14 protein-coding genes are annotated in these 19,588 nt (G+C 71.5%); 6 read left to right on the forward strand and 8 right to left on the reverse strand.

The features are described from left to right. The 4 genes from HG543_RS20385 to pssA form a co-directional block, all read right to left on the reverse strand. A partial coding sequence (locus HG543_RS20385; protein ID WP_169346483.1) for a protein kinase domain-containing protein occupies window positions 1-2,017 on the reverse strand: 2,017 nt, incomplete at its 3' end. A 132-nt stretch (window positions 2,018-2,149) separates the two neighbouring features. Further along, window positions 2,150-2,536 (reverse strand): hypothetical protein, encoded by a 387-nt coding sequence (locus tag HG543_RS20390; protein ID WP_169346484.1) that lies wholly within the window; start codon window positions 2,534-2,536, stop codon window positions 2,150-2,152. 134 nt (window positions 2,537-2,670) lie between these two features. Further along, a complete protein-coding gene (locus tag HG543_RS20395) occupies window positions 2,671-5,634 on the reverse strand; it encodes a choice-of-anchor D domain-containing protein (RefSeq protein ID WP_169346485.1) in 2,964 nt (987 codons plus the stop codon). A 157-nt stretch (window positions 5,635-5,791) separates the two neighbouring features. Continuing rightward, on the reverse strand, window positions 5,792-6,436 hold the full coding sequence (pssA, locus tag HG543_RS20400; protein WP_169346486.1) for a CDP-diacylglycerol--serine O-phosphatidyltransferase: 645 nt from the start codon (window positions 6,434-6,436) through the stop codon (window positions 5,792-5,794). 179 nt (window positions 6,437-6,615) lie between these two features. On the opposite strand from pssA, the gene HG543_RS20405 reads away from it, so the two are divergent. Together HG543_RS20405 and HG543_RS20410 are read left to right on the forward strand one after the other, a co-directional pair. Further along, window positions 6,616-9,177, forward strand: coding sequence for a penicillin acylase family protein (locus HG543_RS20405; protein WP_343073401.1), 2,562 nt, complete (start codon window positions 6,616-6,618; stop codon window positions 9,175-9,177). Between the two features lie 326 nt (window positions 9,178-9,503). Next, window positions 9,504-9,950, forward strand: a complete 447-nt coding sequence (locus tag HG543_RS20410; protein WP_169346488.1) for a DofA protein — start codon at window positions 9,504-9,506, stop codon at window positions 9,948-9,950. Here the strand turns inward: HG543_RS20410 and HG543_RS20415 are convergent. Then, window positions 9,916-10,749, reverse strand: a complete 834-nt coding sequence (locus HG543_RS20415) for a ThiF family adenylyltransferase (protein ID WP_169346489.1) — start codon at window positions 10,747-10,749, stop codon at window positions 9,916-9,918. The genes HG543_RS20410 and HG543_RS20415 overlap by 35 nt on opposite strands. Window positions 10,750-11,240: 491 nt before the next feature. Between HG543_RS20415 and HG543_RS20420 the strand changes: the two genes are divergently transcribed. Then, on the forward strand, window positions 11,241-12,650 hold the full coding sequence (locus HG543_RS20420) for an alpha/beta fold hydrolase (RefSeq protein ID WP_171817908.1): 1,410 nt from the start codon (window positions 11,241-11,243) through the stop codon (window positions 12,648-12,650). Here the strand turns inward: HG543_RS20420 and HG543_RS20425 are convergent. Further along, a complete protein-coding gene (locus HG543_RS20425) occupies window positions 12,647-14,434 on the reverse strand; it encodes a sigma 54-interacting transcriptional regulator (RefSeq protein ID WP_171817907.1) in 1,788 nt (595 codons plus the stop codon). The genes HG543_RS20420 and HG543_RS20425 overlap by 4 nt on opposite strands. A 204-nt stretch (window positions 14,435-14,638) precedes the next feature. Then, window positions 14,639-15,232: a GNAT family N-acetyltransferase gene (locus HG543_RS20430; RefSeq protein WP_169346490.1), complete on the reverse strand. Its 594-nt coding sequence runs from the start codon at window positions 15,230-15,232 to the stop codon at window positions 14,639-14,641. Window positions 15,233-15,381: 149 nt separating this feature from the next. Here HG543_RS20430 and HG543_RS20435 point away from each other — a divergent pair, with 149 nt between their 5' ends. From HG543_RS20435 to HG543_RS20445, 3 genes are read left to right on the forward strand one after another with little or no spacing between them, the layout of a single operon-like run. Further along, window positions 15,382-16,434: a Vgb family protein gene (locus tag HG543_RS20435; RefSeq protein WP_169346491.1), complete on the forward strand. Its 1,053-nt coding sequence runs from the start codon at window positions 15,382-15,384 to the stop codon at window positions 16,432-16,434. 57 nt (window positions 16,435-16,491) lie between these two features. Continuing rightward, window positions 16,492-17,193 carry a hypothetical protein gene (locus HG543_RS20440; protein WP_169346492.1) on the forward strand — a complete coding sequence of 234 codons (702 nt, stop codon included), beginning with the start codon at window positions 16,492-16,494 and terminating at the stop codon, window positions 17,191-17,193. A gap of 3 nt (window positions 17,194-17,196) precedes the next feature. Continuing rightward, the gene (locus tag HG543_RS20445; RefSeq protein ID WP_169346493.1) at window positions 17,197-17,958 is read left to right on the forward strand and encodes a DUF4126 domain-containing protein; all 762 of its coding nucleotides are present in this window, start codon (window positions 17,197-17,199) and stop codon (window positions 17,956-17,958) included. Window positions 17,959-18,003: 45 nt separating this feature from the next. Here HG543_RS20445 and HG543_RS20450 read toward each other — a convergent pair whose 3' ends face one another. After that, window positions 18,004-19,470 (reverse strand): hypothetical protein, encoded by a 1,467-nt coding sequence (locus HG543_RS20450; RefSeq protein ID WP_169346494.1) that lies wholly within the window; start codon window positions 19,468-19,470, stop codon window positions 18,004-18,006. Between the last annotated feature and the right edge of the window lie 118 nt (window positions 19,471-19,588).

The following is a 19,588-nucleotide window of genomic DNA, read 5'->3' on the forward strand; positions in this document are numbered from 1 at the left end:
GACAGGCCATCACCCGCACCGGAGACAGCCCCAGCTTCTGCCCGTTCACGGAGACCGTGGCCACGGGTACCGTCTCCACCCGCACCGGCACCAGGGCGGCCCCATTCCGGGGGAACGTCACCACCGAGGCCGTCTCGCGGGCCTCCACCTTCACCAGCCGCAGGCGCGAGGGTGACACCGTGCCGGTGTCATGGATGTCCACCGTGGTCCGCAGCTCCTGGTGGCCGTCCAGGTTCAGCACGACGGAGTAGCGGCCGGCCTCCACCTCGGGAAGCTTCAGCGGCGTGCGCCCCACGAGCGGCTGGCCCTCGAAGACCACCGAGGCCCCCTTCGGCTCCGTCTCCAACCACACCGAGACGCGCGGAGGCGCCGGCCAGGCCCACACCAGCAGGGCCAGCACCACGGCCACCGCCAGCGCGCCACCCGCCGCCCACTGCCACCACGGGAGCCCCGGTGGCGGCGCCGCCACCGGACGCGGCCGGGGCGCCGGGGGCCGGAGCGCGCGCGGCGACAAGGCCAGCGACAGCGTGGGCGCGTCCTCGTCGTCCTCTTCCTCGGCCGGCCGCACCGGCACCACGCGCGAGTTCCGCGGCAGCTCCGGCATGGCCAGCGTGGGCGCGTCGTCATCGCCCCGCACCGGGTACGGAGGCGCGTCGGGCCGGCCGCCCTGGGGCATCACCCGCGACACCGAGCGCACGGCCAGCAGCGGCGGCGGCTCCGTCACGTCCGACAACGTCCCCCGCAGGGTGGCGCCCACGTCCTGCGTGGGCCCTTCCTCGTCCTCCTCCACCACCGGGGGCGGCGCCGGCACCACGCGCGAGGGGCGCTCGTTCGACGCCTCCAGCGCGCGCCGCGTGCCCGTCATGGACCGCGGTGCCGGACGCTCGGGCTCGGACTCCGCCTCGGGCCGTCCCGGCCGCGACGCGGCGCGGGGACGCTGCGCGGCCGTCGCCTCCACGGCCGGCGAGGACGTCGTCCGGGGCAGCGCCGGCCTCGTGCCCGTGCGCTTCGGGGGAGGCTCGGGACGGGGAGGCAGCGGCGAGGACTCCGAGTCCTCCACCTGCACCTCGCCCAGGCGGGCCTCCTCCGCCAGCCGCTCGGCGAACAGCTCCTTCATGAACGCGGCTAGGTGCGCGGTGGAGCCCGGCAGCCGGTGCGTGGCCAGCCACGCCTCCAGCGCCTGCTGCAGCTGCGCCGCCTCCTGGTAGCGCTCCGCCGCGTCCCTCGCGAGCGCCCGCATGACGATGGCGTCCAGGTCCGGCGGCACGCGCGACGACACCTGCGACGGCGGCACCACCTTGCACTCCGACACCGCCGACAGCGTCTGGATGTCCGTGGGACGCTTGAACAGCCGCGCGCCGGTGAGCAGCTCGTACAGCACCACGCCCAGCGCGAAGATGTCCGCGCGGCAGTCCACGCGCTGCCCCGCCGCCTGCTCCGGGGACATGTACGCGTACTTCCCCTTCAGCACCCCGGAGCGCGTGACGGTGGCCTGGTCCGCCGCCTTGGCGATGCCGAAGTCCACCACCTTCACCCCACCCTCGAACGTCACGAGGATGTTCTGCGGGGACACGTCGCGGTGGACGATGCCCAGCGGCCGGCCCGTGGCGGGGTCCGTCCGCTTGTGCGCGTAGTCCAACCCCGCGCACGCGCCGATGAGGATGCGGCACACCAGCGGCACCGGCAGCGACTGCCCCAGCGCCTCCGCCTGCTTCACCAGCTTCCGCACGTCCTCGCCATGGATGTACTCCATGGCGATGAAGAACGAGTCGTCCTGCGCGCCCAGGTCGAAGATCTGCACCACGTTGGCGTGGTTGAGCCGGGCGGCGATGCGCGCCTCGTCCAGGAACATCTTGATGAAGTCGTCGTTCTCCGTGAGGTGCGGGAGGATGCGCTTGACCACCAGCAGCCTGTCGGACGCCTCCGGCCCCTGGCGCCGCGCCAGGTAGATCTGCGCCATCCCGCCCGTGGCGAGACGCTTCAGGAGCTGGTAGCTGCCATAGGTTTCGATGGACACGGCGACCCGACCGCTCCCCCTGGAGCTGCCACGCCTCGGCTGGCTCCCAGGCTCCGGGCGCGGAGAAGGCCCCGAGCGTAAGCCCACCCGCCAGGGGGGTCAAACCTCCTGGCGGTGTCCTTCACGCGCCGGCTACCGCCGGGCGGCCCGGACCTCGCGGGTTTCCCGCATGAGCGCCTCCAGCTCGTCCAGGTGCCGCTTCAGCACCGGCATCAGCACCGGCGCCGCGTCCACCCGGTCGAACAGGTCCAGCACCCGGTCCACCATCCGCTCGATTTCCGCCGCTCGCGCCGTGCTGATGCGCTTGAGCAGCATGTCCGCCCCCGCCTCCATCAACACCCGCGCGACAGCGTCCCGGGAGGCGAGCGGCTCCTGCCTCCGCTGCCCCTCCCCCCGGATGACGCGCAGCCCGGGGGCGCGCACCGGCGCGCGCGCCGCGGTCGTCGTCGTTCCATCCATGTCTTGGGAGCTCACCGGGTGCCTCCTCGGCAGCAGCGGGTACGACCTCAGGGTACACACCGCGAGGTCCCCTCCAATTTTCTGGTCATCCGCACAGCCAGGAGCAGACCTGTAGCACCGGGGACTGACATGAACGTCGAGGGCCGGATGCGCGGCCCTTCGACTGGCTCACATCCGCTGCTTGCCTGCTCGCGCTACAGCGAGGCGCACGAGCGGCGGTAGGTGATGGAGATGCGCGCGCCCGGGCCCGGCACGTTGGCGAACACGACGCTGTTGCTGGCGCCGTCGTAGCTCCAGCCCGTCGTCACCGGCGAGCCGTTGACCTCCACGACGATGGTGCCCGGCGTGGGCTCCTCGCTGAGCGGGAAGCGCGTCTGCGCGGAGAAGGCCTTGTCCGCCACCGCGCGAAGCAGGGGCCGGTAGTCCGGCGCGCACACGGTGACGACCTCGCCGCCGGTGCGGGCGGTGGCCTCCGCGTAGCGCGTGCCCGCGCCGCCCGCCGTGTCGCAGCCGTTGGCCGGAGGGGCGATGGCGTAGAACGTGGCGCGCTGCGGCTGGTTGACGCCCTTGAGCTCCTGCGCCCACTGCACGTACGTCTCCACCGCGTCGGGCGAGTGGTCGTCCTCGTCGCTGACGAAGAGCACCACCAGCGCGGCCTCGTCACGCAGGAAGCCGGCGTTGCCGTCGCGCGGCAGGCGGGTGCGCGGGTCGTCCGCGTTGTTCACCAGCGGCCGCGACAGCGCGCGGCGCATGGCCTCGAAGCCCTCCTCCACCTCGGCGCACTTGCCCACCTGCACGTTGCGCTGGAGCTGCTCCGCCAGGTCCGGCATCGCGCTGGTGAGGATGCGGTTGAACGTGTTGTCCGCCGGGAAGAAGCGGCCGGCCTCGCCGCCCAGCGCGCCACCGGGGCAGTCGTTCGCCGGGTCGGACTGCGGCGAGGGCTGGATGCCCGTCGTCGTGACGGCCACGTGCAGGTTGACGTTCTTCTCCCGCGCCGTGTCCACGAAGGTGGGCACCGCCTCCACCAGCCGCGGGTGCTCCGCCGTCATCGAGTCCGTGTTGTCCACCACGAAGAGCACGTCCACCTTGCTCACGTCCTGCTGCACGAAGGTGTCCGTCTTCTCCACGCGCTTGGAGGACTCGCCGATGAGCGGCACCATCAGCGGCTCCGGCAAATCACTGGAGCCCACGTACAGGGGCGACAGGTTCATGCCGTAGACCTGCGCGAAGTAGTCCACGCCCACCGTGAAGCCCTGGTTGGGCTGCACGGTGAAGGGCATGGGATTGGGCGTATGGTCGATGGCGAACTCCGAGTCCGTGGTGCCGGGGCCAATCCAGATGTTGTCCACCGTCACCGGCGCGGTGCACGCGTTGAGGAAGTTCACCTCCTGCGGCTCGGGCGGGCAGTCGCGGCGCGCCACGCCCCAGTCCACGTAGCGGCGCGAGGCCACGAGGCACGCGGCCTGCGAGTTGGCGCGCAGCGGCACCAGGATGACCGGGTTGGCCGGGTCCATCTGCTCCACCTGGAGCATGCCGGTGAAGCTGCCGCCCGCCGGGGGCGACGTGAAGGACACCTGGAAGCTGAACCAGTCGCCCGGGTACATGATGCCGCCGTACAGCGCGCCGCCCGGCATGCCGAACACGCCGCCGCCGTTGTCACGCAGCTGGATGTTCTTCACCGGGCACAGGTCCGTGCCCTTGTTCTCCAGCTTCACGCCCAGCACCGCGCCCTGCTGCGGCGGCACCGTGCCGAAGTCCAGCGCCAGCGGGGTGACGGTGAGGTTGCAGGGGGCGTGCGCCTCGGCGCGGCCGCGGAAGTCCATCTGCACCGTGGCCGCGGAGAAGGCGTTGGTCGTCATCACCAGCGCGCCGGACGCCGAGCCCGTGCTCGTGGGCTCGTAGAACACCTCGATGTTGACCTCCTGGCCCGGCCGCAGCACGTGCGGCATGGCCAGCGGCGTGTGGTTGAACTGCGGCGCGCCGTCCACCGGCTGCCACGCCAGCGTCTGCAGGGTGAGCTCGCCCGCGTTGGACGAGCCGCAGTTCTTCACGTTGACGATGACGCGCGTCTTCGAGCCCAGCGGCTGATTGCCGAAGTCATACGACAGGGGCGACACGCACAGCTCCGCCGCGCCGCCGTAGCCGCGCAGGCCCACGGGCAGCGTCGGGTGGCGCCGGCTCTCCACGTGGTACACTGCGGTGTCCTGCGCGGGGCCCTGGTGGTCCGGGCTGTAGCGCAGCTGGAAGCCGCGCACCTCGCCCGGCTGGAGCACCAGCGGGAAGCCCGGGTTGTTCTGGCTGAAGGACACGTCCTTGCCCTCCAGCGTCAGCCGCGTCACCGTCACCGGCTCGGTGCTGATGTTGCGGATGCGCGACTCCCGGTGGGCCTCGCGGTCCACCGGCACCGCGCCGAAGTCCACCACCTCGGGCTCGGCCACCACCGCCCGCTCCAGCGCCTCGGCGGCCACCTGCACCGGCACGTCCGCGCAGCCGCGGCAGGGCGCCACCGCCAGCGCCACCTGCTTGCGGCCCACGCGCACCGGGTTGAACGTCACCAAGATGTCCTTGCGCTCCCCCGCCGCCAGCGTCACCGGCGCCACGACGAACTCGTCGCGGTCGGCGCCCACCATGCGCGGCGTCACCTCCACCGCCATCTCCGAGCCGTTCTCCAGCGTCACCGACAGCGTCTTGGACGCGTCCGCCTCGATGCGGCCGAAGTCCAGCCGCCTGGGCGACACCTCCGCCCACGCGGCCACGCCCATGCCGCTGAGCGGAATCCTCAGGAGCGGCTCGATGCGCGTGTCCGAGCGCACCACCAGCATGGCCGGCAGCGCCCCCGGCTTCGGCGGCGCGAAGCGTACCTTCAGCGTGGACGCGCTCCCCGGCTGCAAATCCTGGGCGCCCGACTGGGTGAAATCCGCGAGGTACGCGCCCTCGGGCCCCTCCACCCAGACCTCATTCACGTTGATGCGCGCGCGCCCCACGTTGCGCAGCGTCACTTCCGCCTCGCGCGCGTCGAAGATGGCGACCTTCTGGAAGTCCACCCCGCCAGGTGTCGCCGTCAGCCGCCCGTCCGCGAGCGACGAACGCTCCCGGTCCGCGCACCCGCCCAGCAGCACCACCACCGCGAGGGCCAGATAGCCCAAGCGCCCCGTCATGGCTCCCACCCCTTCCCCACACCCATCACCCAGGATCGCCCTTCTCCCCACATGGGGGAGCTTGGACGAATCGGTGGCGAAGCTAGGCACCCACCCCAGGGCGGGCAACCACCCACGGAGGGAAAACCGGGGCCCCGGGGCGAGGCCCTGTCCGCTTTCAGATTTTGGGGATGCGCAGTGTCTTGCTGATCATCGCGCTGCCGCTCGCCAGGTACAGCAGCACCAGCGGGTGCAGCGTCACAGGTCCCAACTCCCACACCCCACCCAGCAGCGTGTCGCCGATACGATCATTCCAGGTGGCCACCGCCAGCACCATGACGAGCGCCAGGCTGGTGGGTATGGGTGTACCCTCGAAGTACTTCACCTTCCCCGACTCATCCGCCAGCTCCGCGGACGTGACGTTGAAGCGCGCCAGCCGGCTGATGCCGCACGCGACGAAGTACAGGAGCACCGCCACGTCCAGCGCCCCCCGCATCCCCACCGCGAAGGCCAGCGCCGCCGGCGCCATGCCGAAGGAGATGACGTCCGCCAGCGAGTCCAGGTCCGCCCCCAGGGGGGACTTCTTGAAGCGCCACCGGGCAATGCGCCCGTCGAGGAAGTCCAGGAGCAGCGCCAGCGGCATCAGCCCGAAGGCCAGCCACAGCCAGCCTCGCTCCCCCGAGGCCAGGAACTGCATCGCGGAGAGGATGGCCCCCGCCCCCGCGAAGCCGTTGCCGAGCGTGACGAAGTCGGCCAGCACGAAGGTGCGGATCATCGAGAAGTGGCGGCGCGGGCGGCGGGCGGGATGCTGCTCGGTCGTCATATCCGCGCTCTCCTAGCACACCGTGTCTTCACTGCCGGTAGCCTCCTTCCTGTCATTCGCGTCTGGTACGCTGGGGTGGGAAAATGTTCATTCCCGGAAAACTTTTGACGTTGAAATCACGCCGTCCGTACGCTCGCGAACTTATGCACTCAACTCCTCCTGCGTCTTCTCCGCGCGGAGTGCTCCCGGTCACCCGGCGCACCCGCTGGCAGCTCTCCCTTCTCGCCGGACTGACCCTGACGGTGGCCACCGCGTGTGGCGACGATGATGAAGAGCCGCCCCCGCCGACCCCCACGCCGACGACGCCCACCTACGAGGCGACCATCCGCCGCACGGCGCACGGCATCCCCCACATCCAGGCCAAGGACATGGGCAGCCTGGGCTACGGCCAGGGCTATGCCTTCGCCAAGGACCACGTCTGCATCCTGGCGGAGCAGATCCTCAAGGTGAAGGGTGAGCGCGCCCGGTACTTCGGCCCCGGCGACGGCCAGTCCATCGCCGGCAGCGACTTCACGTACCGCCTGCTGGACCTGCCCTCGCGCGCCCGCAAGAGCTTCCCCGACCAGCCGGCGGAGCTGCAGGCGCTGCTGAAGGGCTACGCCGCGGGCTTCAACCGCTACCTGTCGGAGACGCCGGCGGCCAACCTGCCCCAGCCGTGCAAGGGCGCGGACTGGGTGCAGCCCATCAACGAGACCGACCTGCTGGCGTACCACATCAGCGTGGGCCTGGCGGCCAGCAGCTACCAGCTCATCCTCGCCATGGCCGCGGCGCAGCCCCCCACGGCGGGCGCTGGCGGGCTGGGCGTTCCCCCCCCGGGCAGCTTCAAGTTCACCCGGCCGGACGCGCAGCAGGTGGGCAGCAACGGCTGGGCCCTGGGCAAGGACAAGTCCGCCAACGGCCGCGGCATGGTGGTGGCCAACCCGCACTTCCCCTGGGAGGGCGAGCTCAAGCTGTGGGAGAGCCACCTCACCGTGCCGGGTGAGCTGAACGTGTACGGCGTGGGCCTGATGGGCGTGCCCGCGGTGCTCATCGGCTTCAACGAGAACGTGGCCTGGACGCACACCTTCTCCTCCGGCCAGCGCATGACGATGTACCGGCTGCCGCTCGTGAAGGACAAGCCCACCACCTACCTGTACGAGGGCCAGGAGCGGCAGATGACGCCGCACAAGATCTCCATCCTGGTGAAGCTGCCCGAGGGCTCCACGACCAACGTCACCCGGACGATGTACACCAGCCACTACGGGCCCATGTTCGTCATCCCCCGCCAGCCGGGCATGTCGGACGCGGTGGCCAAGGTCGGGGCGATGGAGTGGACCCAGGAGTACGCCTACAGCTTCCGCGACGCCAACATCGACAACACCCAGCTCATGGCCCAGTTCCTGGGCATGGACAAGGCGCGCAGCCTCCAGGAGTTCAAGGACGTCTACAATCGGGTCCAGGGCATCCCCTGGGTGAACACCATGGCGGCCGACCCGCAGGGCAACACCTGGTACACGGACGCCACGCCCACGCCCAACCTGTCGGCCGAGGCCCGCTCGGCCTGGCTCGCGGCCGTCGCTGGCGGTGACCCGCAGATCGCCACCTTCGCCCAGCAGCAGAGCCTGGTGCTGCTGGACGGCAGCAAGGCCATGAACGAGTGGCAGAACGAGGCCGGCGCCCGCAGCCCCGGCATCGTCCCGTTCAGCAAGGTGCCCCAGCTGGACCGCACCGACTTCGTCTTCAACGCCAACGACAGCTACTGGCTGGCCAACCCGCTGCAGCCGCTGACGGGCTTCTCGCCCATGCACGGCCGCGAGAGCGTGGGGCAGAGCCTGCGCACGCGCATGAACGCGAAGCTGCTCATGGAGGTGCGCGAGGACGGCGCGTCCGGCGCGGACGGCAAGTTCACCCCGACCGAGCTGGAGAACGCCATCCTCAGCAACCGCAGCATGTCCGCCGAGCTGCTGTACGCGGACGTCGTCCAGCGCTGCCAGGGGAAGACCACGGCGACGTACAACCGGACCAACAACGCCACCATCCCGCCCACGACCGAGACCGTCACCGTCAACATCAAGCCGGCGTGCGACGCGCTCGCCGGGTGGAACCAGCGCTTCGACGTGGACAGCGTGGGCGCGGTGGTGTGGCGTGAGTTCGCCGGGACCGCGTCGGGCCTCACGCATGCCACCGGCAGCCCCCTCTACGCGGTGCCCTTCGACCCGACGAAGCCCCTGGAGACGCCCAACACGCTGGCCCCGGCGTCCACCACCGGCAACCAGGACCATGTACTGACGCGGCTCGCGCAGGCCACGGACGCGCTGAACCGCGCGGGCGTCGCCGTCAACAGCCGCCTGGGTGACGTGCAGTACACGCCTCGCGTGCGCGGCCAGAAGATCGCCATCCACGGCGGCACGGACGTGGACGGCACCGCCAACATCGTCGGCTACGGCAGCTTCAAGTCCACCACGGACGCGGCCGACTTCACCGCGCCCCGGGGCAGCATCCTCTTCAACGGGCGCACCGGCCTGACCGACGCGGGCTACGTCATCAACAACGGCAGCAGCTTCATCATGGCCATGAACTTCACCGAGAACGGGCCCAAGGGCCGCGCGGTGCTCACCTACAGTGAGTCGAGCGACCCGACGTCCCCCTACTTCGCGGACCAGACGCAGCTGTTCTCCCGCAAGGAGTGGCGCCCCATCCTCTTCTCGGAGGCGGAGATCGCCGCCGCCACGGCCGAGCAGATGACCATCTCCGGCAACTGACGTCCCCCGGGAGCCCCGCCCCCTCGCGCGGCGGGGCCCCACCCGAAGCACCGGCATGACGGCCCCGGGGCGTGTGTCCTCCCGCCCCGGGCGCCCGCCGCTCCATCCGCTACCCGACACCTACAGCGCACCAACCGACCGGGCCTCAACACGCGGGGCTTGCGCGTGGGCGGGCTCTGTCCTCCCGGTGATGCCGGCCTCGGGGTGCGATTTCGTCCCCTCGCACGACGCGCACCATGCGCGCCCAGACCGCCAGGAAAGCTCATGCGTTTGCTGGCGAGAGGGGCACCGGGAACTCCGGTCAAGCGAAGGAGCAGTGCGACACCATGGCAACTCCGGTCTACAAGACAGCCCTCATCGACAGGGTCTTCTTCCTGCGCTGGGAGGCACCTCCCTCGCAGGAGGAGACGCAGGCCGTGCTCGAGCAGATGAAGGGCGCGTACGCGCAGCTCAAACCACCGATGGTGCTGGTGGCGAGCCTGTCTCCCAAGTCCTCCGTTCCCAACACCGAGCAGCGGCGCAACCTGTCCACCCTCCAGTCGGACGCGCGGCCCCTCTTCTCGGAGATTCACGCCATCGTCGAGGGCAACGACCTGCAGTACAACCTCCAGCGCGTCATCATCTCCGGCATCAACCTGGTGACGCGCACGTACGACCAGACGTACCTCCAGGTGCACAAGCACGCGGACCTGGTGGCGCCCTACCTCAGCAAGCGCCTGGGCGTGGACGGGGTGAAGCTCATCCACGAGGCGCGCTCACGCGGCGTGGTGTGAGCCGCTCGCGCGCGGGCAGCAGCGACGCCCGCACGTAGCGGTGGTCGAAGAGGTCCACGTAGAGGTACTCCGGCCAGGACACCATGGCGCGAGGGCCGAGCATCACCCCGCGCATCAGCTCGCTCACCATCATCCCCGCCGCGGTGGTGGCGCCCACGACGCAGGTGGGCGCATGCCCGCGGCCCTGGTAGCACGCGTCCATGTACTCCGGGAGCATGTAGCTGCCCAGGTGGGGGATGATGGCGGGCAGGTCGATGCGGCCGTCCGGCAGGATGTAGAGCTGCTCGTACAGCGGCGCGTCCGGCTGGAAGACGTGCAGCGCCGCGCCGAAGCCCAGCATCAGCCCCGTCATCACCGGCACGCCGCGCTGGCGGCACGCGCGGTGGAGCGCCTCCTTGGCCCGCGCTCCCGCGATGTCGATGACCTCCACCACGAAGTCCACCGGCGGCAGCTCCTCGCCGCCCGCGAGCACCGCGTCCACGTTGGCGGCGGTGATGCCCTCCGGCACCCTGCGCAGCCGCAGGTCCGGGTGGATGTCCAGGCACATCCGCCCCACCACCTCCACCTTGGACTGGCCCAGCGTGCTCTCGAAGCAGCCCGCCTGCCGGTTCATGTTGTGCCGCTCGTATGTGTCGAAGTCCGCCAGCGTCAGGCACCCGAAGCCCAGCCGCGCCAGATCCACCGCGCACTGTCCCCCCGCGCCGCCCACGCCCGCGACGAGCACGTGCGTGCGTGACAGCCGCTCCATCGTCGCTGGAGCGATGACGCCGAGGTTGCGCTGGAATCGTGGTTCCACCATGAGGCCGCCTCCCAAGTAGGACTCACTGCGCACCCCATGTGCGTCCGCGACCCCGCACTCGGCGAGGGTGCGAGCGACTCGTGTGTTCAACACCTCCTCGCGCTTACTGGTGCCGTCAGGACCCGGTCAGGAATCCCGTCCTCGAGGGTTGCGCCCCTCTTGCTGGTTCTACCCGCTTGTGTTTATTGGCGAACACCCGTTGCCCTCACCTCTCACGTCCCGTGGCCCTGCGTCCGCGCACGCAGAGGCCGCACTGGTGATGTGCCCGCTTCAGCGATGAAGCAGGCACGGAAGTCCGTCACCTGCCAGGACATGTCAGAGGCCCGAGCCACAGTGCGCTTCACACGTGAAGCTCCTGTCTGGGAGGTCCTCCAGGGAATCCAAGCGTTTGGGGGGTGGCTTGGATTCTGCTCAGAGGGGCGCACGGCATGGGGAGTCCGGGCCGGCGGTGTGCGGCTCCCCAACCCCTTCTGCTGACTCGAGGTCTGTGTATGCGTTTCTGGTTCGTTGTCTGTGTTTCACTGGTCGGTCTGACGCTGGGTGGTTGTGAGGGGGGTGAGGCGGTCTCCAGGGAGGAGCCGCTGCCAGTCGCCTCCACGGAGGCGGCGCTGGCCGGCGCGGTGGACGCGGACGCCGTGGCGCACATCGCGCGGCGCTTCACGGAGCGCGAGCCGCTCCCGGGCGGGCTGGCGCACTACCGCATGCCCGTCCGGGTGGGCTTGGGCGAGCACGACGTCGTCACCGTGCACCGCGTGGTGCGGGAGAACGCGCCCGGGCGGCCGGCGCGCTCGGGCCGGGCGGTGTTCATGGTGCACGGCGACGGGTGGGGCTTCGAGCCGGCCTTCATGTCCAGCGTGGGCTCGGCGCACGCGCCGGCGGACCGCTCGCTGGCGGTGTTCCTGGCGCGCGAGGGCGTGGACGTGTGGGGCATCGACCTGCGGTGGGTGGGCGTGCCCGCGGGGACGCAGGACTTCTCCTTCATGGCGGACTGGACGCTGGGCACGCACGCCCAGGACGTGGGCGCGGGCCTGCGGGTGGCGCACAAGGTGCGGGCGATGACGGGCAGCGCGCAGGGCTCGATGCACCTGCTGGGCTGGAGCCGCGGCGCCGCGGTGGGCTACGCGTACCTGAACCAGGAGGCGCTGCTGCCGCGCGGGCTGCGGCAGGTGGACGGCTTCATCCCGGTGGACATGGTGGTGCGCTTCGCGCCCGAGAACGCGGAGCAGCAGGCGTGGGCGTGCGAGCGATACGGCGTGCTGAGCGAGGCGAAGGCCGCGGGCCGCACGGAGGGGGGCCTGCTGGGGCCCGCTCCGGGAATCACGTTGCAGGCCATCGGCCAGCTCGCCGCGCAGGCGCCGGACGCGCCGTCCCCGCTCCTGCCGCCGGACGTGTTCGGCCCCGGCACGGGCGTGCCCTCCAACCGGCGGGTGGCCATCGTCTCGGCGGCGTCCACGGGCGCGCTGCTGGCGCCGCTCAAGCCCATCACCCCGGGCTACCACCTGATGGCCGGCACGCTGGACGCCAGCGGCCTGCCGGGGGACCTGACCTTCATCGCCGACGAGGCCTACCTGTACGAGTACGCGCAGCGCAGCGCGCCGTACCAGAGCATCAACGAGGTGGTGGAGACGGAGGCGTGGGCGTGCGGCAAGAACGTCCCGTATGACGACCACCTCAAGAAGGTGAAGGTGCCGGTGCTGTACGTGGGCGCCGCGGGCGGCATGGGCCAGTACGGCGTGTACAGCGTCTCACTGCTGGGCAGCACGGACGTCACCGTGCAGATTGCCCGCACCATGCCGGAGGCGGCCCGCGCGCTGGACTATGGCCACGCGGACCTGTTCCTCGCGGACGACGCGCGCGAGCGCGTGTGGAAGCCGCTGCTGCAGTGGGTGCGCGCCCACTAGTCCGCCTTCCAGAGGCCGTGGCGCCGGGCCCGGCGGCCCAGCGTCACCGGGTCCATTCCCAGCGCCACGGCCGCGCGCCGCAACACGCCGCCATGGCGCTCCAGCGCCTCGCGGATGAGGTCCCGCTCCACGCGCTCCAGCCTCGCGCGCAGTGAGCCGTCACTGGCCAGCTCGTTGCGCGGCGGCGCGGCGGCGCCCAGCACCGGTGGCAACAGCCGCCGCGTCACCACCTCGCCGGGCCGGGACAGCAGCACCGCGCGCTCCATGACGTTGCGCAGCTCGCGCACGTTGCCCGGCCATCCATAGGCGCGCAGCGCGTCCTCCGCGTCCGGGGCGATGCCGCTGGCGGAGCGGCGCAGGGCGCGGTTGAAGAGGTCGAGGAAGAAGCGCGCCAGCTCCGGCACGTCCTCGGGCCGCTCGCGCAGGGGCGGGATGTCGATGGTGAAGCTGTTGAGGCGGTAGAAGAGGTCCGCGCGGAAGCGTCCGGCGCGCACCTCCTCGCCCAGGTCCTTGTTGCTGGCGGCCACCACGCGCACGTCCACGTGGCGCACCTGGGTGCCGCCCACCGGGCGCACGTCCCCCGTCTCCAGCACGCGCAGCAGCTTCGCCTGGAGGTTGGGGGTGGTGTTCTCGATTTCGTCCAGGAAGATGGTGCCGCCGTTGGCGAGCACGAAGAGGCCCGGGTGGTCCGCCACCGCGCCGGTGAAGGCGCCCTTCACGTGGCCGAACAGCTCGCTCTCCAGCAGCGTCTCCGACAGGGCGCCGCAGTCCTGCACCACCAGCGACACATCCCCGCGTCCGCTGAGGCGGTGGAGGATGCGCGCCAGCACCTCCTTGCCGGTGCCCGTCTCGCCCTGCAGCAGCACCGCCACCCGGTGCGGCGCGACGAGGCGCACCATCTCCATCACCCGCTGCATGGCCACGCTGCGAAAGCCCACCTCGGCCTCGCCGCGCACGCCCGGGGCCGCCGGCAGCGCCTGGGACAGCGCCCGCTCGCGCAGGAGGTTGCGCTCCAGCTCCAGCGCCATGCGCCACTGCTCGGTGCGCACGCCATGCTCGCGGCCCGCGTGCAGCACCGCCTGCCTCACGGTCTCCTGCGTGGGGTGGGGCCCGAGCGCGCGGAAGATGAGGCCCGCGTTGAAGAGGGCCACCAGCCGCTCGGGGGCGGCGGGGGCGCAGTAGATGATGCGCGAGGCCAGGTCGCTCGGCGGGCCCGCGCCGGACAGGTCCACCTCCGCGCGGCCCAGGGCCAGGGACTCCACCAGCGACAGGGCCTCCTCCTCGTCCTGCCCGCACACGAGGAGGGCCGCGGCGTCGCCTCGCGTCAGCAGCGCGTGCACCTCGTTGGGGCTGGAGGCGAAGTGCGGCGTGGCCTGCCCTTCCAGCGCGGCACGCAGCGCGCGGGCCTCCACCTCGCTGGCGAAGGCCACCACCACCTGGATGTGCGAGGTGGCCAGGTAGCGCGCCAGCTTCACCCCGTCGGAGCCCTCGAAGACGCGGAAGCTCACCCCGAGCGCCGTCACCGCGCCGGACGCGTCATGCCGCCACCGCACGTCCCCGCGCACGCGGATGTGCTCGCCGGAGTCGGGCAGCGAGAAGGACAGCTCCACCTCCTCGCCCTCGCGCGGCCCGTCCGAGGCCCCGCGCGGCGTGGCGATGAGGCCAATGCCCGTCTCGCTGATGTTGACGGCCCAGCACCCATGGAGCGCGGGCTGCGTCACCACCTTCACGTACAACGGCTTGCGCTCGCTTCGAGGGGCGTAGGCGGACACAGGCCGCGTCATGACTGATGCATTCTACTTCAGGAATGAAGCGTCGACGTGAAATTGCCGCACTGGAGGATTCAGGACCCGTCACTCGCGCGCGGTGTGAGGGGGCGCTTCACGGGCCGGTGCTTGCGCGACGGGGGTGAGGCGCGCCTCTCCGAGTCAAACCCGCCTCCGCTCGGGCCGGGTATTGCCCCGCGGAGTGATTGCGCGCGGGCGGCGCTATGTGCCCTCCGGGTCCGTGAGCAGCAGCCCCATGAGGAAGTCATCCACGAGGGTGCCGTCATCCGCGCGGAGGAAGGCGCGGCGCGTGCCCTCGTGGGTGAAGCCCAGGGCGCGGTAGAGGGCGATGGCGCGAGCGTTGTCGGCCCGCACGTGCAGCTCCACGCGCAGCACCCGCTGTCCATCCGCGTCCCGGTGCGCGCGCACCCACTGGAGCAGGTGCCGCATCAACAGGCGGCCCACGCCCAGCCCCTGCGCCTCGGGATGCACGCCGATGCCGAGCACGCCCACGTGGCGCAGCATCCGGTAGCCGATGCGGAGGATGGAGGCCTCGCCCAGCAGCGCGCCGCCCTCCCCTTCCACCACGAGGGGAAACGCGGAGCCATCCTGCTTCGTCAGCCCGGCGCGCTCGCGCTGGTCGGCGAAGGTGGCCGCGTCCGGGGGCAGCTCGTCCTCGTGCTTCACGATGCCCTGCCGGGCCCGGACGATGGCGCGGTCCAGCACGAAGAGGGCCGCCGCGTCGTTGGCCGTGGCCTCGCGGATGACGGCGGAGCGGCCGTCGCGGAGTGGAACCTGGAGTGGCTGGAAGTGCATGGACCTGGGCTCCGTGTCTGGATGCGGGAGGACGCGAGGTGCGGGTGCGGAGATTCGTGCTGGCTCCCGGGGCACGCATCTCCCGGGCCACCTGACGCTCTCATATCCTGCGGCGCATGACTCGCCGAGCCCGTACCCCCTGGAAGTCCGTGCCCCTCGCCGCGCTGGCCGCCTGCGTCCTGACCTTCACCCCGGGCTGCGACGATGACGACGACGACGCGCCGGAGGCACCGCGCGGGCGCGGCGTGCTGCTCGTGGGCAACTCGCGCGGGGACAACGTGGTGCGCTTCGACGCGGAGACGGGCGGGTTCCTCGGGGACTTCATCGCGGACGACGGCCCGGCGGGCCTCGTCGCTCCGGAAGCGCTGGTCCTCGGCCCGGATGGCGACCTGTTCGTGGCCAGCGGGGCCACGGCGGAGGAGTCGGCGGTGGTCCGCTACGACGAGGAGACGGGCGCATTCGAGACGGTGTTCGCCACGGCGCGTGGGCTGGTGCGCCCGTACGGACTGGCCTTCGGACCGGATGACCGGCTGTACGTGGCCAGCTTCCTCACCGACCGCATCCTCCGCTTCGAGGCGGAGACGGGCACCTTCGTGGACGTGTTCGCCACGGGGAATGGACAGCCGGGCGGACTCAACGGCCCCAGTGGACTCGCCTTCGGCCCGGATGGCCGGCTGTACGTGACGACCCAGGGCTCCATCGCGGTGGACGGCCAGCCCACCTTCCCCGGACTGCCCAGTCAGGTGCTGCGCTACGACATCACCACCGGCCAGTCCGAGGTCTTCATCGACCAGCCCGCGCTGTCTCCCGCGGGGCCGGGCTACATCCGCCTGTCGGGAATGGCCTTCGGTCCGGACTGTGGGCAGACGGGCGGCGCGTGCGATTTGTTCGTCAGCGACTTCGCCAACGACATCCGGCGCTACGATTTGGAGACCCGCGCGCTGGAGGCCACGCTGTCCACGAACCACACCGGGACGGTGCCCCCGACGAACAACACGGGGGGCCTCACGTTCGACGACGCGGGCCGGCTGTACTCGGTGGTCTTCGACAACACCCAGGGTGGTGAGTCGCGCGGTGCCATCCTCCGCTTCGATGGGCGCACGAACACCCCCCTGCCCTCCTCGGGCAACACCGGTGCCATCTTCGTCCCGCCCACGGGGGAGCTGGTGCGACCCGTTGGCATCCTCTTCACGCGCCAGTAGCCTTGTCCCCACCACGGGCCCTGAACCGGGCCCGATGAGGGGGAAGCCGACGTGACGATGAGCGCCACCGCGGTCGCCAGCAGCGAGGAGCACGAGCTCGCGCTGCTGCTGAACGGCCGCTGCCGAGCGTGTGCCGAGAGGATTCCCGGAGGCACCGCGCTGCGAGGGCTGCCGTGCCCCCGGTGCGGCGAGGCGACGCTGCCGAGCCCCACGGACCGCGAGGTGCTGCACCAGCTCGCCACGGAGCGGGCCTCGGTGCGGCTGTGGCTGGCGGTGGCCGCCGTGGCCGTGGCGGGCTTCGCGGCGAGCTGGTTCCCGCTGCTCACGTCGGTGCTGCTCATCGTCGCGCTGGTGTGGATTCGCGTGACGATTGTCCGGCCCGCGCTCCAGTTCCTCACGCCCCGGCGGAGGATGGTGTCGCGGCTGACGCTGCGGCTGGCGGCGGGCTGCTTCGTGGCGGCGGCCATCCTCCTGCACGAACTGCTCACCTTCGTCCCCGCCTTCGGCGCGCTGGCCAAGGTGGTGCTGAGCGCGAGCCAGGTCGCCGCGGCGGGCATCTTCGCGCGGCGCTACCTGGCGTGGCAGACGGAGCGCGAGGCGCGGGGGCTGCCGATGGAGCCCTGGGAGGTGACGCTCCTCGTGGTGTTCCTGCTGCTGCTGCTGGGCCTCACGACGGCGGCGGGGATGCTGCTGTGGTGGGTGTTCCAGCAGCTTGGGGTGCTCAATACGTTCCTCGCGGGTCCGGCGGTGGGAGGCTGAGCCATGATTTCCTTCGCACTCGTCTCCCAGCTCATCGGCCTGAGCAGCGCGTCCGGCACGCGCGCCGGGGGCAGCCTGCTGCTGGTGGCGCTGGCGTCGCACTTCCAATACGTGGCGTTGCCGCCGGAGATGGTGTGGATGGCGACTCCGCAGGCGATGGGCGTCTTCGTGGCGCTGCTCGTCTTCGAGATGTTCACGCAGCGGGACAATGACCTACGCGTGCTGCTGGGGCTGGCGCAGCTTGGCCTGAGCGCGGGCAGCGGCGCGACGGTGGCACTGGCATCGGTGGGCGTGCAGACGGGACAGATGCCGCCGTGGGCGGTGGGCATCGTTGGCGGGGGCGTGGCGGTGATGACGCTGTGGATGCGTCAGTGGCTGCAGGCGAACGTGGCGCAGTTGGAGAACGAGCTGATTCACCCGCACCGGTGGCTCTTGCGCGCGGAGGACTTCTTCGGGCTCGGCGTGGCGGCGGCGGCGATTCTGTGGGCGCCGCTGGCCCTGACGCTGGTGATTGTGTTCACCGTGGGCTGCATGGTGGCGGGCCTGATGGCGCGAAGGATGGAGGCGCGAGCGCGGCGGACGTGCCCGGCGGGCTGTGGCGCCCTCATCCGCCAGGAGGCCTCGCGCTGCCCGAAGTGCCGGGCGGACGTGCCCGTGGCGCAGAAGCTGGACCTGCGGCTCGCGGGCAAGGCGCGGGATGCGATTCGCGGGGCGCTGGCGTCGGCGCCCCAGGAGCGGAGCACGAAGTCGCTCCGCGCGGGCTGACCCACTGGGCGCGCGTGCCAGCCGCGCCGGCACGCCCGAGGGAGGTCAGTGCAGCCCTTCCAGGAAGGCGCCCTTCTGGGGGTCGACCAGCACGACGTAGGTCGTCGTGTTGAGCCGCAGCGGCGTCAGCGGGAGCGCCGGAGGCGAAGGCAGGCGGAACCGCCGTTCCGGACTCGCGACCGACAGCGCATCTCCGCCCTCCAGCAGCACCAACCCATGCGGCGCTTGCGGGCCCGGGACTCCGTACACCACCGCGGCCTCGGCCACCCGCTCGCCCTTGTCGAGCGACGCCAGCGGAGTCTCTCCGGCAGTCGGCACGCCGCCCGCGTCGGAGGGGAACACGGCCTCCGCCAGCGCGAGCCGGGTGCCGGCCGCGTCCGTGGAGAACACCACGGCGACGCGCGTCCCTCCCTGGTCATCGATGCCAATGCCGGGCTCGGACGCGCGGAGCGCGTGGCCCTGAGGCACCCGCGCGGACCGCACCCGAGCCGGCCCGGAGCCGTCTCCCACATCCACCAGGTGCAGCACCAGCGCGCCCCCCTCCTCCGAGACGAGTGCCACGCGCCGGGAACCTCCCTGGGCCACCGTGCCCAGGGCGGCGCGAGCGGCCAGCGCCGGAGCCGGCAGCACGTGCTTCCAGCGCACGGTGGGAGCGCTCGCCGTGCCTTCGCCCGAGGGGAAGGAGAAGCGGACCCACCGCAACTCTCGCCCATCCTCGGAGAGGACGAACTGGTCGAGATCTCCCGAGGGTGCCGCCATCAGCGCCGGACGCACGAGGCGCGCGGCCGGCGAGCCCAGGTCGAAGGACTGCGGCGTCTCCGCGCCAATGGGGAGTGCCAGTAGCGTGCCCTCCTCCCTCCAGCCGTGCCAACCCCAGAGCCCCTCGGCGGGGTCGAAGTTGGCCCACGGGATGAACGGCTCCGTGGCCCGGGGCCCCACCTGCCGGAGCGTCTGCGCCCCGCTGTGCTTCACCTCTCCGAGGTCGGGCCGCTTCTCGTAGACGAGCGTCTGTCCCAGCGCACGTCCCTCCGCCGCCTGCGTCAGCCAGACGAGCCGCAAAGGCCCCCGGCGCGCCACGCCGGCATCCACGCCCAGCCCCGCCCCCATGGAGGCCGCGGGCTCCAGCGTGAAACTCACCGGGTCCGAGCTGGCCGTCCAACCCTTCCATTCGATGCGCGCCTGCAAGGTGTACCGCCCCGGCTGGTCGAGCGGCTTCCACTCCTGGAGCCGGAAGCCTCCCGCGAGCGAGCTGCCCGGCCGCACGGAGCGGACCATGGGAGACGTGGCGGGCGGGACGGAGCCGGGCTCCTTCCACTTCACGGAGCGGTAACTGAACGTCTCTCCCTGGGGAAATCCCGGTCCCGTGAGGGTGTACACGGGGAAGTCGTTCGCCTCGTCCTTGAGGAGCGGCGCCTCGACGGAGCTCGGGCCCGTGTTGGTCAGCCGCAGGTCCACGTCGATGCTCTCGCCCGCGAGGAAGCGGTCCTTGGGCAGTTGGAGTTCGAGCTTCACGGTTGCTCCTGTCGTGGCCTTCCGGGGCGCGGGCGCCGCATCATCCGTCCGGGCCGGCCCCGCGCAGGCCACCCACCCCGCCGCGAGCAATGTCAGCAGCGTGACGGGGCCCCACACG

This window comes from Pyxidicoccus fallax, assembly GCF_012933655.1.
Lineage (GTDB): Bacteria > Myxococcota > Myxococcia > Myxococcales > Myxococcaceae > Myxococcus > Myxococcus fallax.

What these genes read in the sequence shown, in the direction of transcription:
- HG543_RS20410 (WP_169346488.1), top strand. Translation starts at nt 9,504, where the DNA reads ATGGCAACTCCGGTCTACAAGACAGCCCTCATCGACAGGGTCTTCTTC.
- HG543_RS20420 (WP_171817908.1), top strand. Translation starts at nt 11,241, where the DNA reads ATGCGTTTCTGGTTCGTTGTCTGTGTTTCACTGGTCGGTCTGACGCTG.
- HG543_RS20430 (WP_169346490.1), bottom strand. Translation starts at nt 15,232, where the DNA reads ATGCACTTCCAGCCACTCCAGGTTCCACTCCGCGACGGCCGCTCCGCC.
- HG543_RS20415 (WP_169346489.1), bottom strand. Translation starts at nt 10,749, where the DNA reads ATGGTGGAACCACGATTCCAGCGCAACCTCGGCGTCATCGCTCCAGCG.
- HG543_RS20440 (WP_169346492.1), top strand. Translation starts at nt 16,492, where the DNA reads ATGAGCGCCACCGCGGTCGCCAGCAGCGAGGAGCACGAGCTCGCGCTG.
- HG543_RS20395 (WP_169346485.1), bottom strand. Translation starts at nt 5,634, where the DNA reads ATGACGGGGCGCTTGGGCTATCTGGCCCTCGCGGTGGTGGTGCTGCTG.
- pssA (WP_169346486.1), bottom strand. Translation starts at nt 6,436, where the DNA reads ATGACGACCGAGCAGCATCCCGCCCGCCGCCCGCGCCGCCACTTCTCG.
- HG543_RS20445 (WP_169346493.1), top strand. Translation starts at nt 17,197, where the DNA reads ATGATTTCCTTCGCACTCGTCTCCCAGCTCATCGGCCTGAGCAGCGCG.
- HG543_RS20425 (WP_171817907.1), bottom strand. Translation starts at nt 14,434, where the DNA reads ATGACGCGGCCTGTGTCCGCCTACGCCCCTCGAAGCGAGCGCAAGCCG.